Source organism: Inquilinus sp. YAF38, from assembly GCF_052113205.1.
Taxonomy (GTDB): Bacteria; Pseudomonadota; Alphaproteobacteria; order DSM-16000; family Inquilinaceae; genus Inquilinus.
In genome coordinates, this window is the sequence record NZ_JBFRCU010000003.1 from 72834 (window position 1) to 86208 (window position 13375).

Here is a 13375-nt window from a genome sequence, read left to right on the forward strand (position 1 = left end):
CGCATCAGGTCTATTGGCCGGATCGTTCTATGATCTTGTTGACGGTCTCCGATCCGAACAAAAGAACGGCCGCAATCAACATGACTATGCACGCATAGGGGATCAGAAGCAGGGCGTAGTCCAGCCCATACTGATATTCCGTCATATAGAATACGGCGCCCTTGAAGCTATAGGCCATGATCTGGCCGGTGACGGCATCTGGCTCCTTGGGCAGATAGATGTACTGGGTTTGCAGCCCCCATCTATAGAGGAACGCGGCAGCCCCGATCACAACGAGCAGCCAGTTCGTCACCGTCAGGGCGGTCCGCCACAATTGGCTTCTGATCCTGATCGCCATAGGCAGGTTCCTGCGCTGTCGGCACCGAGCCGGGTGGTTCTCTCAGCATAGCAGAGAACCACTCCGACGCCCTGCCGGGGCTCATCGTCTAGCGCCGGGTCCGCATCCTTTCGCCGCGGCGGCGCAGCGCCTCGATCGCGACCAGCATCAGGGTCGAGACCACGATCAGCACGCTGGCGGCGGCGGTGATGGTCGGGCTGATGCTCTCGCGGATGCCGTTGAACATCTCGCGCGGCAGGGTGCGCTGGCCCGGCCCGGCCAGCAGCAGCGCCACCACCACCTCGTCGAAGGAGGTGACGAAGGCGAACAGCGCCCCCGACACCACGCCGGGCAGGATCAGCGGCAGCGTCACCTTGAAGAACACGGTGGTCGGCCGGGCGCCGAGGCTGGACGCGGCACGCGGCAGGTTGCGGTCCAGCCCCTGCAGCGTGGCGCCGACGGTGATCACCACGAAGGGCGCCGCCAGCGCGGTATGCGCCAGGATCAGCCCGGCATAGCTGTTGGTCAGCCCGACCGCGGCGAAGGCGAAGTACAGGCCGACCGCCACGATCACCACCGGCACGATCATCGGTGACAGCAGCAGGCCGGTCAGCAGCCCGCGGAAGCGCAGCGGCGCATGGTTCAGCCCCAGCGCCGCCGGGATGCCCAGCGCCGTCGCCAGCACCGTGGTGGCGCCGCCCACGATCAGGCTGTTGGCCAGCGCCCCCATCCAGCGCTCGGAGCTGAAGAACTCCGCGAACCAGCGCAGCGACACGCCGTCCAGCGGATAGACCAGGAACGACCCGCCGTTGAAGGACAGCGGCATGATCGCCAGGATCGGCGCGATCAGGAACAGCAGCGTCGCGCCGCCGGTCAGCCACAGCAGGGCGCGCCAGAAGGCCAGGCTTTCGAACAGTCTCATGGCGTTCAGCCCAGCCGCATGCGGTCGGCGCCCACCAGCCGGGCATAGACCGAGTAGAGGGCGAGGGTGGCGACCAGCAGCAGGAGGCCGAGCGCCGAGGCCATGCCCCAGTTGACGGTGCTGGTGGTGTAGAAGGCGATGAACCAGCTGATCATCTGGTCCGCCGGCCCGCCGACCAGCGCCGGGGTGATGTAGTAGCCGAGCGCCAGGATGAAGACCAGCAGGGCGCCGGCGCCGATCCCGGGCAGGGTCTGCGGCAGGTACACCCGCAGGAAGGCGCCGACCGGCCGGGCGCCGAGCGAATAGGCGGCGCGCAGATGCGCCGGCGGGATCGAGCGCATGACGCTATACAGCGGCAGGATCATATAGGGCAGCAGCACATGGGTCATGGCGATCAGCACGCCGACCCGGTTGTAGACCAGCTGCAGCGGCTCCCCGGTCAGCCCCAGCCCGGTCAGGATCTCGTTGACCACGCCGTTGGTCTGCAGCAGCACCACCCAGGCGGTGGTGCGGACCAACAGCGACGTCCAGAACGGCAGCAGCACCAGGATCATCAGGATGTTGGCGATGCGCGGCGGCCGGGTCGCCAGCAGATAAGCCACCGGGAAGCCGATCACCAGGCACAGCGCGGTGACCGACAGCGCCACCAGGAAGGTGCGCAGGAACACGTCGCGGTAGATCGCCTCGTCGGGCGGGGATTGCAGGATCGTGCCGGCGGCGTCGCGGCGCAGGTCCAGCGCCGCCAGCAGGTAGAAATCGGTGGTCGGCCCGGCGGCGCGGGCGATCGCGCCCCAGATCTCGGTTTGGCCCCAGGCCGGGTCGAGCGCCGTCAGCGTCTCCCGCCAGCTGCCCTGCGGTTGGTCGGGCAGCTTGCGCGCGGTGTTGGTGATGACCGTGCGATAGCCGTTGCGGTCGTAGTTCAGCCGCCGCGCGGCCGCCGGCAGGGATTTGTCGGCGCGCGCCTGCGCCAGGTCGGCGGCCAGCGCGGCGAAGGCCGGTTCGCCCGGCAGCCCGTCGCCCTGCCAGCCGGCCAGGGCGGCGACGGTGCGCGGCATCACCGGGCCCACGTCGCGGTCGTCGATGGCGCGCCACAGCATGCCGCCGATCGGCGCCACGAACACCAGCAGCAGGAAGACGACCAGCGGCGCCAGCAGCAGCCACGCCTCGATCCGCCGCCTGCGCCCGGCCCGCCGCAGCGACCGGCGGATGGTGGTGCCGTCCTCGGCGAGAGTCGCGCTCACCATCGTTCGGTCCTCCCCCTCCCCTTGCGGGAGGGGGGCGGGGGGAGGGGGCTGTCGATCGAAGAGAGCAGACCCGACCGGATCGAGTGCACCTGCGGCGCCAAACCCCTCCCCCTACCCCCTCCCGCAAGGGGAGGGGGAGGACAGAAGGAGCGGCCGCCCCGAAGCTTCGGGGCCATCCCGCCTACTTCGCCGCCCAGGTGTTGAAGCGCTCGGTCAGGCTGTCGATGTTCTCCAGCCAGAACTCGGCGTTCAGCTGCACCGCCTGGGACATGTTGGCCGGGTTGGTCGGCAGGCCGGGCAGGTACTCGGTCGCGATCAGCGGCGTTGCCGCCTTGTTGGTGACGCCATAGGTGATCTTGGTCGGCAGCTTGGCCTGGTTCTCAGGCTTGCCCATATAGGCCAGGAACTTGGTGGCGGCGTCGACATTGGGCGACCCCTTCAGGATCACCCAGCTGTCGATGGTGAACAGGCTGCCGGTCCAGACGATCTTGAAGTCCTTCTTATCGGCGGTGTTGGCGGCGGCGATGCGGCCGTTATAGGCGGTGGTCATCGCCACGTCGCCGGCCGCCAGCATCTGCGGCGGCTGGGCGCCGGCGGTCCACCAGATCAGGTTCGGCTTCAGCTCGTCCAGCTTGCGGAAGGCGCGGTCCACGCCCTCGGGCGTTCCCAGCACCTTGTAGACATCGGCCGGGGCGACGCCGTCGGCCATCAGCGCGATCTCCAGGTTGGTCTTCGGCCCCTGGCGCATCGCCCGCTTGCCGGGGAATTTCTTCACGTCCCAGAAATCGGCCCAGCTCTTCGGCCCGTCTTTGAACTTGGCGCCGTCATAGGCCAGGATGAAGTTGTAGACGATGGCGCCGACGCCGCAGTCGTTCACCGCCGCCGGCAGATAGGCGTCGCGGCCGCCGATCGCGTCCCAGTTCAGCGGCTGGAACAGGCCTTCCTCGCAGCCCAGCGCCAGCTCCTCGGATTCGACCTGGACCACGTCCCAGCTCGAATCGCCGCCCTCGACCTTGGCGCGCAGCACGCCGATGCCGCCGTCCCAGCTCTCGTCATGCATCGGGTTGCCGGCGGCCTTGAACGGCTCGAAATACAGCGCGCGCTGCGCGTCCTGATAGGCACCGCCCCAGGACACCACGGTCAGGTCGCGGGCCATGGCGGGGGCAGCCAAGCCGGCCGCGAGCACCACTGCCGCGGGCAGGAGGCGGGTGAAACGGATCATGACGGAAACTCCCTGTTTTCTTGTTCCGCCGAGGCGGGCGGCTCAGCGCCTAGACATGCTGGCCGCCGTTGATGTGCACCTCGGCCCCGGTAATGTAGGACGAGCCGGAGGTGCAAAGGAACATGATCGTTGCGGCGACCTCTTCCGGCTTGCCCAGCCGCTTCATCGGGATCTCGCTGTCGACCATCGCCTCGGTGCCCGGCGACAGGATCGAGGTGTCGATCTCGCCCGGCGCGATCGCGTTCACCCGCACGCCATGGGCGCCGAACTCATGCGCCATCTCGCGGGTCAGCGCCGCCAAGGCGGCCTTGGAGGTGGAATAGGCGGAACCGGCGAAGGGGTGCACCCGGCCGCCGGCGATCGAGGTGACGTTGATGATCGATCCCTTGGCCGCCTTCAGCGGCTCGAACAGCCCGCGGGCCAGCAGCGCGGTGGCGAACAGGTTGACGTTGAACACGTGCAGCCAGGTCGCGTAGTCGGTGGCCATCACCCCCATGCGCTTGCCGCCGGGCAGCTTGGGCGAGATGCCGGCATTGTTGACCAGCGCGTCCAGCTTGCCCAGCGGCAGCCGGGCCCGCAGCTCGTCCATGCCGCGCTCCAGGTCGCCGACGTCGGACAGGTCGAGCTGGACGTGATCCTCCTCGCCGGCATGCCACGGGCATTCCTTGGAGAAGGCCTGGCGCGACACGGTGATCACCCGCCAGCCGGCGGCGCTGAAGCGCTTCACCGTGGCGTGGCCGATGCCGCGGCTGGCGCCGGTCAGGATCAGGGTCTTCGGCTCTTCCGTCTGGGCCGTGTTGGACATGACTGTACCCGGGGTGGAGGGATCGATCCTGAGAACGGATCGCGATTGCGATCATGCGGCGCGGCGCCGCATCCGTCCAGGGGCGGGAAGGTGCAACAGCCGCTACCCCATGCCGCAGCGGCCCTCAGGGCTGGGCCAGGACGAGGCCTGGCGTCGCCTCCTTGGCATTCGGCAGGCGCGCCAGCTCGGGCAGCTCAGGCAGCGGCGCCTCGTCCTCGGCGTCGATGGCGCTCACCAGGCCCAGCGGGTGGTGGATCGTCTCGATCCCGGGCGCAGCCAGCAGGATCGGCGGATCGCCCTCGATCGTGAAGCCCGAGCGCCACAGCCGCAGCACCTGGCGGCTCGCGCCGCCGGCATCGGGCCGGATCAGGGTCAAAACCGGCATCCGCCCATCCTGCAGCACCGGCGGCACCGGCAGGGTCCGGGCGTCGGCCGTGCCGTCGAGGAACCGCACCGCAGTGGCGATGCTCCAGCCCGGCGGGGCGGTCCAGCCGGCCGGGGCGAGGGCGGCGGCCAGCGCCTCCGGCGGCCCGGCCCATTGCAGCCGGAAGGGCTGCTCGGACTCGCCTTCGAGGTCGACGCGGCGCTGCGGCAGCCGGCGCCAGCCCTCCACCCGCCACTCCGCGGCCGGCAGGGCGACCGTGGTGTCGCGGATCACATACATCGCCGCGGCGCCGTGATAGCCGGTCGCGACATGGGCGCCGCCGGCGACGGCCAGGGCCACCAGCAGCGCCACGGCGAAGCGGCGCGGCCGGATCCGCTGCGGGTCGGCCCGGCGGAAGGCCATGGCGAAGGCGATGGTCATGCCCAGGCCGAAGAGCAGCCCGGCGGCGACGTCCGACGGCCAATGCGCCGCCAGGTACACGCGTGAGGCGCAGACCAGCCCGATCAGCGCGGCGGCGACGCTCAGCGGCACCAGCTGCCAGCGTCCGGGCAGCCCGCGCGACAACAGCCAGCCCAGGATGCCGTACAGCACGGCGGAGAAGGCGGCGTGGCCGCTGGGGAAGCTGAAGGCGTCGGCGCCGCTGTACAGGTCGGTCGGCCGGGCGATCTGCAGCCGGCCCTTCACCAGCGGCACGAAGGCGGCGGTGATGGCGATGGCGATGGCCACGCCGCCGGCCCGGTGCCAGGCGCGGTACAGCAGCAGCCAGGCGACGGCGGCGATCACCAGCGCGGTGATGGTGATGCTGTCGCCGAGCATGGTGACGACGGTCAGGGCCGCATCGCCCCACGGCGTGCGCAGCGCCTGGACGAAGGCGCTGATCGCAGCATCGGCGCGGGCCATTCCGCCATGCGCGGCGACCAGGCGCAGCAGATTGACGAAGCCGGCGACCAGCACCAGCATCACGATGCCCAGCGCCGCCATGACCCGCAGATCCGGTTCCTCCGGATCGGCCAGCCGGGCCAGCAGGCGGGCCGGACGGCTGCCGCGGGCGGCGGCCCAGCGGTGGATCGCATGCTGGGCCCGGCCCAGCAGCGGCAGCAGCCGGCGCCAGACCCAGCGGGTGACGACGACCAGCAGCCACAGCGTCAGCGCCAGCACGGCCAGCAGCGCCACCAGCCGACCGCTGACGGCGCCGAGCGCACCCAGCGAGGCACCCAACACCGCGCCGCCCAGGATATGGGCCGGCGCCCAGACGATCGCCGAGGCGATGTTGACGATATAGAACAGCCGCGGCCGCAGTCCCAGCGCGCCAGCGACCATCGGGATCATCGGCCGCAGCATCGGCAGGAAGCGGCCCAGCGCGATGCTCTTGCCGCCATGCCGCCGGAAGAAGGCCTCGCCGCGCGCGACCAGCCCTGGATACCGGCTCATCGGCCAGGCGCCGAGAATGGTGCCGCGATGGCGCCGCCCTAGCTCGTAGGAGACGCCGTCGCCGATGATCGCCCCGGCGGTGGCCCAGACCAGCATCGGCCAGAGCGGCAGGTGGCCGAGTCCGACCACGGCGCCGATTCCGATCAGGATCGGCGAGCCGGGGATGAACAGCCCGACCACCGCCACCGATTCGGTCAGGGCGATCAGGAAGATCAGGATGCCCGCCCAATGCGGGTGCTGGCCGATGAACTCGATGACCGACTGCGCGATATCGGTCATGCCCCTGCCGTTCCCCTCGTCATTCCGACTCCATGCTTCGAACCGGTGTCATAGCTCGTGGTTTCCATGGTCTGGCGCAACCCCGGCGGTCGCCGCGGCGAAGCGGTTGCCGTCGGCGGCGAAGGCTGCCACATGAGACTGGTGTCGGATTGAGCGGAAGAAATGGCGATGAGGGGGAGGATCCTGACCCTGGCGGTGACGGGCCTGCTCGGCTGGTCCGTGGCCGGCTGCGCAGTGGCAACCGCCCCGGTGCGGCCCGCCCCGGCCCGGCCCGACGGCGGCGTCGTCCTGCTCGGCGAGACTCATGACCGCGTCGCCGATCATCACTGGCAGCTGCAGCGGATCGCGGCGCTGCTCGAGGAGCAGCCGGACCTCGCCATCGGGCTGGAGATGGTGCCGCGCAGCCGCCAGGCCGCGCTCGATGCCTGGACCGCAGGCCGGCTCGATGAGGCTGCTTTCCTGCGCGAGGTTGATTGGGACCGGTCCTGGGGCTTCGATTTCGGCCTGTACCGGCCGATCTTCGCCTTCGCCCGGATGCACCGCATCAAGCTGATCGCGCTGAATGTCGACCGCGACGTCGTGCGCGCGGTCGGGCAGGACGGCTGGGCGGCGCTGGAAGCCCGGCCGGACCTCGATCTCGGCCGGCCGGTGGCGCCGTCGCCCGACTACAACCGCTACCTCGCCGCCGCCTTCGCCGGCCATGGCCGTGGCGCGGAGGGCGACGCCCTCAACCGCGGCTTCCGCCGCTTCGTCGACATCCAGCTGCTGTGGGACCGGGCGATGGCCGCGCGCATCGCCGCGGCGCGGGCGGCCGGGACGCCGCTGGTTGTGGTGCTGGCCGGCAGCGGCCATGTCCGCGACGGCATCCCGCGCCAGCTGCGCGATCTCGGCTATCCCAGCACCGCGCTGGTCGCTCCGGGTGCCGGAGATGGGATCTGAGCCCACTTTGCGCCGATCGGGACGCATCCTCTTCATCGTCATGGCGCGGAGCGCAGCGACGTGGCCATCCGGAGTTCCGTACCGCTGGATGGCCACGCCCCTGCGGGGCTCGCCATGACGGCTTTGGGTTGGCGAAGATCGCTCATCACAGAATCCGGCGTCCGTACCGTCCATACTGCCTGAATTGTGACATGAAGTTGGGAGATCGTCCGGTCCAGTTGTTCTGAATATTGAAAGGCGACTGGCTTGATTACCCTCCGTCGTAGTGAATCCGATTCACTTTTCAGCAGGACGACTATCTCAATTCGACCGAAAGGCCTGGCCGTTCTGGCCGCCGCCGCCCTGGCCCTGCACCTGACGGCCGCGCCGGCCATGGCCGCGACGCCGTTGGAGCTGACGCAGAAGCATCTGTATGCCGGCTCGATCGCCGAGGGCGAGAAGGCGCTGGCCGCGATCCTGGCGAAGAAGCCGGACGATGCCGAGGCGATCGCCGGGCTCGGCCTGATCCGCCTGGCCAAGGCGACGGAGCATTTCAGCCAGACCCTGTACCGCTACGGCTACCGGCCGCCGGACGACCCGACGATATCGGTGCCGCTGCTGACCATGCCGGTGCCGCCGAACCCGAACCCGGAGGTGATCCGCTACGAGGACGCCCGCGCCATCCTGCAGGCGCTGGTCGACGACCTCGACGCGGTCGACCGCACGCTGCAGCCGCTGGGCGACCGGCCGGTGAAGCTGCCCATGGCGATGGGCCGGGTGAAGCTCGACCTCGCCGGCAACGGCCGGGGCCAGGCCACGCTGTACGACGTCTACAGCGCCGTGCTGCTGGGCGGGCAGGGCGATCCCGCCAATGCCGGCAAGCTGGTGATCGCCTTCGACACCGGTGACGTGCTGTGGCTGCGCGCCTACACCCATGTGCTGCGCGCGGGCGCCGAGTTCCTGCTGGCGCGCGACTGGCACCGCAGCTTCGACGCCGCCGCGCATCTCCTGTTCCCGCGGCCGGACTCGCCCCTCGCGGCGGCGCTGACCCTGCCCACCCAGGGCATGTTCCTGGGGGAGGAGGACGGGCGGATCGCCGACGGCATCGCCTGGATCCATCTGCTGAACTGGCCGGTGGCCGAACCCGACCGGCTGCCGCGGACCCGCGAGCACTTCCTGGCGGCGGCGAAACTCAGCCAGGAGATGTGGGCGTCGATCCGGGCCGAGACCGACGACGACCGTGAATGGCTGCCGAACGCGAAGCAGGCCAGCCTGATCCCGGGCATGACCATGACCGATGATCGCATCGACACCTGGCTGGCCTTGATGCAGGAATCCGAGGCGATCCTGAACGGCGAGAAGCTGCTGCCGCATTGGCGCTTCGATCACGGCTTCAACCTGCGCCGTCTGATGGAGTCGCCGCAGCCCTTTGACCTGGTGCTGCTGCTGACCGGCACCGACATGGTGCCCTATCTCGAGGACGGCCCGGTCAGCGACCGCTCGTTCTGGGAACAGGCCACCGGCGCCTTCGAGGGCGAGTTCCTCAGCTTCGCGGTCTGGATCAACTGACCCGGCTCAGTGCTGCAGGATGTTGACCAGCCGGCCGAACGGGTCGCGGACATAGAACCGGCGCACGCCCCAGGGCTCGTCGGCCGGGCCGTATTCGATCGCGAGGCCCATCGCCACGGCCTTGCGGTGCGTGGCGTCGACATCGTCGACCTCGATCGAGAGATCCGGAACCGGGGTGCCGGAGCCGCCTTCGGTCATGACGCTGAGCTGCGGCGTCATCGTCGCGTCGGCGGTGAAGGTCAGGATCCAGCCCATGTCCATGGCGAGGTGCAGCCCCAGCAGGTCGCCATAGAAGGCCTGCGCCTTGGCAACGTCGCCGGCGGCGATGTTGGTGACGATCCGCTTCACGGCCATGGGGTTCCTCCTGTTGTTGTCGCACACGGGCTCGATGGCTCAAGGCGATACCATACGCGTAGCCTCTCCCGCTTGCGGGAGAGGCTACGCTTTATCATTGACGCCTGTTCTGACGATCTGCCGCCACCGCATCACGCCCCCGCCGGCCTTCCAGCAGGTCGCGCTGGCGGGCCAGGGCGGCGGCCATGAATTCGGTGAAGGCGCTGACCCGGGCGGTGCGGCGCAGATCCTCATGGGTCAGCACCCACAGCGCCGCCTCCTCGGGCACCGTCGGCATGGCGATCCGCACCAGCCCGTCGGTGGCGTCGCCGAGATAGCAGGGCAGGGCGGCCAGGCCGATCCCGGCGTGGGCCGCACGGCAGACCTCGACCAGCGAATCCGCCCGCAGCGCAATCGCGGCGTCCGGCAGGGCCCGGCGCATCCAGCGGGCGACCGAGGTGCCGGCCAGGCTGTCGTCCGGCGTCACCCAGGGATGGGCGGCGACCGTGCCCGACCGCGCCGCCGGGTGGCTGGCCGCGGCATAGACGGCGAAGGCGATGCCGGCGACGCGGCGGCCGACCAGCGTCTCCGGCGGGTCCAGCACCGGCCGGATGGCGACATCGGCGTCGCGCCGGGTCAGGTTCGCCATCAGGTTGGCGGTCGTGACCTCCAGCACGATGCCGGGATGCAGCTCGCGGAACTGGGCCAGCAGCGGCGGCAGCAGCGATGTCGTCAGCGTGTCGGCCGTCGCCACCCGCAGCGTGCCCTCCAGGCGCAAATCCTGGCCGGCCAGGCGGCGCTCCAGCGCCTCGACTGTCGCGGCCATGCCGCGGGCCGCCGCCGCCAGCTCCTCGCCGCCGGCGGTCAGGGCATAGCCGCCGGGCAGCCGGTCGAACAGCCGCAGGCCCAGCCGCTGCTCGAAGCCACCAATCCGGCGCAGCACCGTGGTGTGGTTGACGCCGAGCCGCCGGGCCGCGCCCGCCAGCGAGCCGCAATCGGCCACCGCCAGCACGGTGTGCAGGTCCTCCCAATCAAGCCGGTTGTCCATGAGTTGGCCTGTGCGTGGACGCAGATGATCGCTGCAGTATCACAGATCGAACTGCGGCGATGCACGGATCATCTTCTCGGCAACGGCGGGGCTGGCCCGCCTTCCGGAGACACAACATGACCCCGATCCAACTCTACACTTGGCAGACTCCGAACGGGCACAAGGCCTCGATCATGCTCGAGGAGACCGGCCTGCCCTATGAGGTCCACCCCGTCGACATCGAGAAGGGTGAGCAGCGCGAGCCAGCCTTCCTGGCACTGAACCCGAACAACAAGATCCCGGTGATCACCGACCCCGATCGCGGCCGCACCGTGTTCGAGAGCGGCGCCATCTTGACCTATCTCGCCGAGCGCTCGGGCCGCCTGCTGCCGGCCGATGCCGGGGAGCGGCTGACGGCGCTGCAATGGACCCTGTTCCAGGCCGCGCATCTCGGCCCGACGCTCGGCCAGCTCTGGAACTACAAGGTCTTCGCCTCGGAGAAGATCCCCTATGTCATCGGCCGCTTCGAGGCCGAGGCGGCGCGGGTGTTCCGGGTGTTGGACGGCACGCTCGGCCGCCGCAGCCACCTGGCGGGCGAAGCTTACGGCATCGCCGATATCATGAGCTGGCCCTGGATCCATGCCGGGCTGGTGCATATCGGCCTCGACCTCGATTCCAACCCCAACCTGCGCCGCTGGTACGACGCCGTCGCCGCCCGGCCCGCCGTGCAGCGCGGACTGCGCGTGCCCGTCCTCGGCACCCGGGATTGACCGAACGATCGGTCGGAGAATTCGCCATGGAAACCCTGTTCGTCCCGATCTCGCTGCTGGCCGGCGGGCTGCTTGCGGTGCAGGCCGGCGCCAACGCCCAGCTCGCCAAGGCCACCGGCAGCCCCTTCGCCGCCACCACGCTGCAGCTCTCGGTCGGCAYCGCGATCCTGCTGGCCGCGGCACTCCTGACCGGCACGGTCTCGGCCCTCGCCGCCCTGCCAAGCGTGGTCTGGTGGCATGCGGTCGGCGGCGTCGGCAGCGCCGTCTATGTGGTCTCGACCATCCTGCTGTTCCCGCGGCTCGGCGCCGTGGTCAGCGTCGGGCTGTTCATCGCCGGCCAGATGCTGGCCTCGCTGGCGCTCGACGGCTTCGGCCTGCTCGGCGTCCCGGCGGCAGGCTTCGCGCCCGCAGCCTTGGCCGGAACCGCGCTGGTGCTGGCCGGGGCAGCGGCGATCGTGCTCGGCCAGTCCGGCGGCAGCGCCATCGCGACCCTGTCGCGGGCCGGCTGGATCGTGCTGGCGCTGGTGGCCGGCGCGGTGCTGCCGGTGCAGGGCGCGGTCAACGCGCTGCTGCGCCGCGACCTCAGCGCGCCCTTCGCCGTCGGCGCCGTCAGCTTCCTGGTGGCGACGATGGCGATGGCGGCGGTGGTGCTGTTGGTGCTGGCCCTGCCGCGGCAGCCGCGGCCTCGCCTGGAGGGCGTCGGGGCGATGCCATGGTGGGGCTGGCTCGGCGGCGTCGCCGGCGCCACCTACGTCACCACCGTCTTCACCGCGATCCCGGTGATCGGCGCCGCCGCGGCGGTCGGGCTGACCGTCGCCGGCCAGCAGGTCGCCTCGGTCTTCGTCGACCGCTATGGCTGGTTCCGCCTGCCGCGGCGCCCGGTCTCGGCCCTGCGCCTGGCCGGGGTGGCGGCGCTGCTGGCCGGCGTCGCCGCGATCAAGCTCGGTTGAGGAGGCGTCGATGTCGAACTCCCTCGCCTGGGCGATGCTGGTCCTGTCCGGCATCGCCGACGTGGTCTGGGCCGTGACCACCAAATACTCCGACGGCTACAGCCGGCTCGGCTGGACCGCGGCCTCGGTGGCGGCCCTGGTGGTCTTCCTCGGCCTGCTGACCCAGGCGCTGAAGGTGCTGCCGCTCGGCACTGCCTATGCGGTCTGGACCGGCATCGGCGCGGTCGGGTCGGTTACCGCCGGGCTGCTGCTGTTCGGCGAGGCGCTCGGCCCCGCACGCCTCGCCGCGATCCTGGCCATCCTCGCCGGCGTGGTCGCGCTCAAGCTGCTGCCGGGCTAAGGGTGCCCCAATTGGCCCACCGACTGGCGCAGTGTCTCGGCCAGCGCCCAGGCCGGCTCGGACGGGCCCGCGGTGCAGACCAGGAATTCCACCTCCGGCAGCGGCGGCAGACCGTCCTCCGGCCCCAGCACCCGCAGCCCAGGCCCGATCGCGCTCAGCGGCAGCGGCGTCACCGCCAGCCCGGCCAGGGCGGCGGCGCGGACGCCGGCGACGCTGGGGCTGACATAGGCGATCCGCCAGGGCCGCCGGATCCCGGCCAGCCCCGCCAGCGCCGCCTCCCGGTACGGGCACGGCTCGGGGAAGAAGGCGAGGGGGATCGGGTCGGGCAGGGCACCCAGATCCTTGGCGGCGGCCCAGGCCAGCGGCTCGCGCCACAGCGTCCAGCCGCGGCCGTCGCCATGGCAGCGGCTGCACAGGATCAGGTCCAGCCGGCCGGCCTCCAGCGCCTGGAACAGCGTGGTGGCGATGCCGACCTCGACCTCGATCCGCACCGCCGGATGCTGCGCCCCGAAGCGCCGCAGGATCTCCGGCAAGCCGGAGCCGGCGACATCCTCCGACGCGCCGATCCGGATGCCGCCGGCCAGCGACGAAGCCGACAGGCTGGCCCGGGCGTCCTGGTTCAGCCGCAGGATGCTGCGGGCATAGCCCAGCAGCGTCTCGCCGGCCTCGGTCAGCGCCACCGACCGGGTGCTGCGCCGCAGCAGCGGCCGGCCCGCCTGGTCCTCCAGGCGGCGGATCTGGGCGCTCACCGTCGACTGGGTGAGGTGGAGATGCTCCGCGGCGCGGGTGAAGCCCTGCAGCTCCGCCACCGTCACGAAGCTGCGCAGCAGCTCGGTCTCGAACATGACGGCAATCTATCGCAGT

The 13375-nt window shown here is 70.7% G+C and carries 14 protein-coding genes; 5 read left to right on the forward strand and 9 right to left on the reverse strand.

Annotation, left to right across the window (positions count from 1 at the left end; genetic code table 11):
- Window positions 1-10: 10 nt before the first annotated feature.
- The 6 genes from AB4Z01_RS02070 to AB4Z01_RS02095 form a co-directional block, all read right to left on the reverse strand.
- On the reverse strand, window positions 11-337 hold the full coding sequence (locus AB4Z01_RS02070; protein ID WP_441690017.1) for a hypothetical protein: 327 nt from the start codon (window positions 335-337) through the stop codon (window positions 11-13).
- An 88-nt stretch (window positions 338-425) separates the two neighbouring features.
- Entirely contained in the window at window positions 426-1238 is an 813-nt protein-coding gene (locus AB4Z01_RS02075; RefSeq protein ID WP_441690020.1) for an ABC transporter permease, read from the reverse strand.
- Between the two features lie 5 nt (window positions 1239-1243).
- Window positions 1244-2482: an ABC transporter permease gene (locus tag AB4Z01_RS02080; protein ID WP_441690023.1), complete on the reverse strand. Its 1239-nt coding sequence runs from the start codon at window positions 2480-2482 to the stop codon at window positions 1244-1246.
- A 181-nt stretch (window positions 2483-2663) separates the two neighbouring features.
- Window positions 2664-3704: an ABC transporter substrate-binding protein gene (locus AB4Z01_RS02085; protein WP_441690024.1), complete on the reverse strand. Its 1041-nt coding sequence runs from the start codon at window positions 3702-3704 to the stop codon at window positions 2664-2666.
- Window positions 3705-3753: 49 nt separating this feature from the next.
- On the reverse strand, window positions 3754-4509 hold the full coding sequence (locus tag AB4Z01_RS02090) for an SDR family NAD(P)-dependent oxidoreductase (protein ID WP_441326279.1): 756 nt from the start codon (window positions 4507-4509) through the stop codon (window positions 3754-3756).
- Window positions 4510-4633: 124 nt separating this feature from the next.
- Window positions 4634-6604 carry a VTT domain-containing protein gene (locus tag AB4Z01_RS02095; RefSeq protein WP_441690027.1) on the reverse strand — a complete coding sequence of 657 codons (1971 nt, stop codon included), beginning with the start codon at window positions 6602-6604 and terminating at the stop codon, window positions 4634-4636.
- A gap of 168 nt (window positions 6605-6772) precedes the next feature.
- On the opposite strand from AB4Z01_RS02095, the gene AB4Z01_RS02100 reads away from it, so the two are divergent.
- Window positions 6773-7543: a ChaN family lipoprotein gene (locus tag AB4Z01_RS02100; RefSeq protein ID WP_441690029.1), complete on the forward strand. Its 771-nt coding sequence runs from the start codon at window positions 6773-6775 to the stop codon at window positions 7541-7543.
- 372 nt (window positions 7544-7915) lie between these two features.
- The gene (locus AB4Z01_RS02105) at window positions 7916-9091 is read left to right on the forward strand and encodes a hypothetical protein (RefSeq protein ID WP_441690032.1); all 1176 of its coding nucleotides are present in this window, start codon (window positions 7916-7918) and stop codon (window positions 9089-9091) included.
- 6 nt (window positions 9092-9097) lie between these two features.
- On the opposite strand, the gene AB4Z01_RS02110 is transcribed toward AB4Z01_RS02105, so the two are convergent.
- Both AB4Z01_RS02110 and AB4Z01_RS02115 read right to left on the reverse strand, forming a co-directional pair.
- A complete protein-coding gene (locus AB4Z01_RS02110; protein ID WP_441690035.1) occupies window positions 9098-9445 on the reverse strand; it encodes a VOC family protein in 348 nt (115 codons plus the stop codon).
- Between the two features lie 94 nt (window positions 9446-9539).
- Window positions 9540-10472: a LysR family transcriptional regulator gene (locus AB4Z01_RS02115; RefSeq protein WP_441690037.1), complete on the reverse strand. Its 933-nt coding sequence runs from the start codon at window positions 10470-10472 to the stop codon at window positions 9540-9542.
- A gap of 116 nt (window positions 10473-10588) precedes the next feature.
- Between AB4Z01_RS02115 and AB4Z01_RS02120 the strand changes: the two genes are divergently transcribed.
- The 3 genes from AB4Z01_RS02120 to AB4Z01_RS02130 are packed head-to-tail and all read left to right on the forward strand — an operon-like array spanning window position 10589 to window position 12511.
- Window positions 10589-11221: a glutathione S-transferase family protein gene (locus tag AB4Z01_RS02120; protein ID WP_441690040.1), complete on the forward strand. Its 633-nt coding sequence runs from the start codon at window positions 10589-10591 to the stop codon at window positions 11219-11221.
- Between the two features lie 26 nt (window positions 11222-11247).
- Window positions 11248-12171 (forward strand): DMT family transporter, encoded by a 924-nt coding sequence (locus AB4Z01_RS02125; RefSeq protein WP_441690041.1) that lies wholly within the window; start codon window positions 11248-11250, stop codon window positions 12169-12171.
- A 10-nt stretch (window positions 12172-12181) separates the two neighbouring features.
- Window positions 12182-12511, forward strand: coding sequence for a DMT family transporter (locus tag AB4Z01_RS02130; RefSeq protein ID WP_441690044.1), 330 nt, complete (start codon window positions 12182-12184; stop codon window positions 12509-12511).
- On the opposite strand, the gene AB4Z01_RS02135 is transcribed toward AB4Z01_RS02130, so the two are convergent.
- On the reverse strand, window positions 12508-13356 hold the full coding sequence (locus tag AB4Z01_RS02135; protein WP_441690047.1) for a LysR substrate-binding domain-containing protein: 849 nt from the start codon (window positions 13354-13356) through the stop codon (window positions 12508-12510). The two genes, AB4Z01_RS02130 and AB4Z01_RS02135, sit on opposite strands and share 4 nt — an antisense overlap.
- Between the last annotated feature and the right edge of the window lie 19 nt (window positions 13357-13375).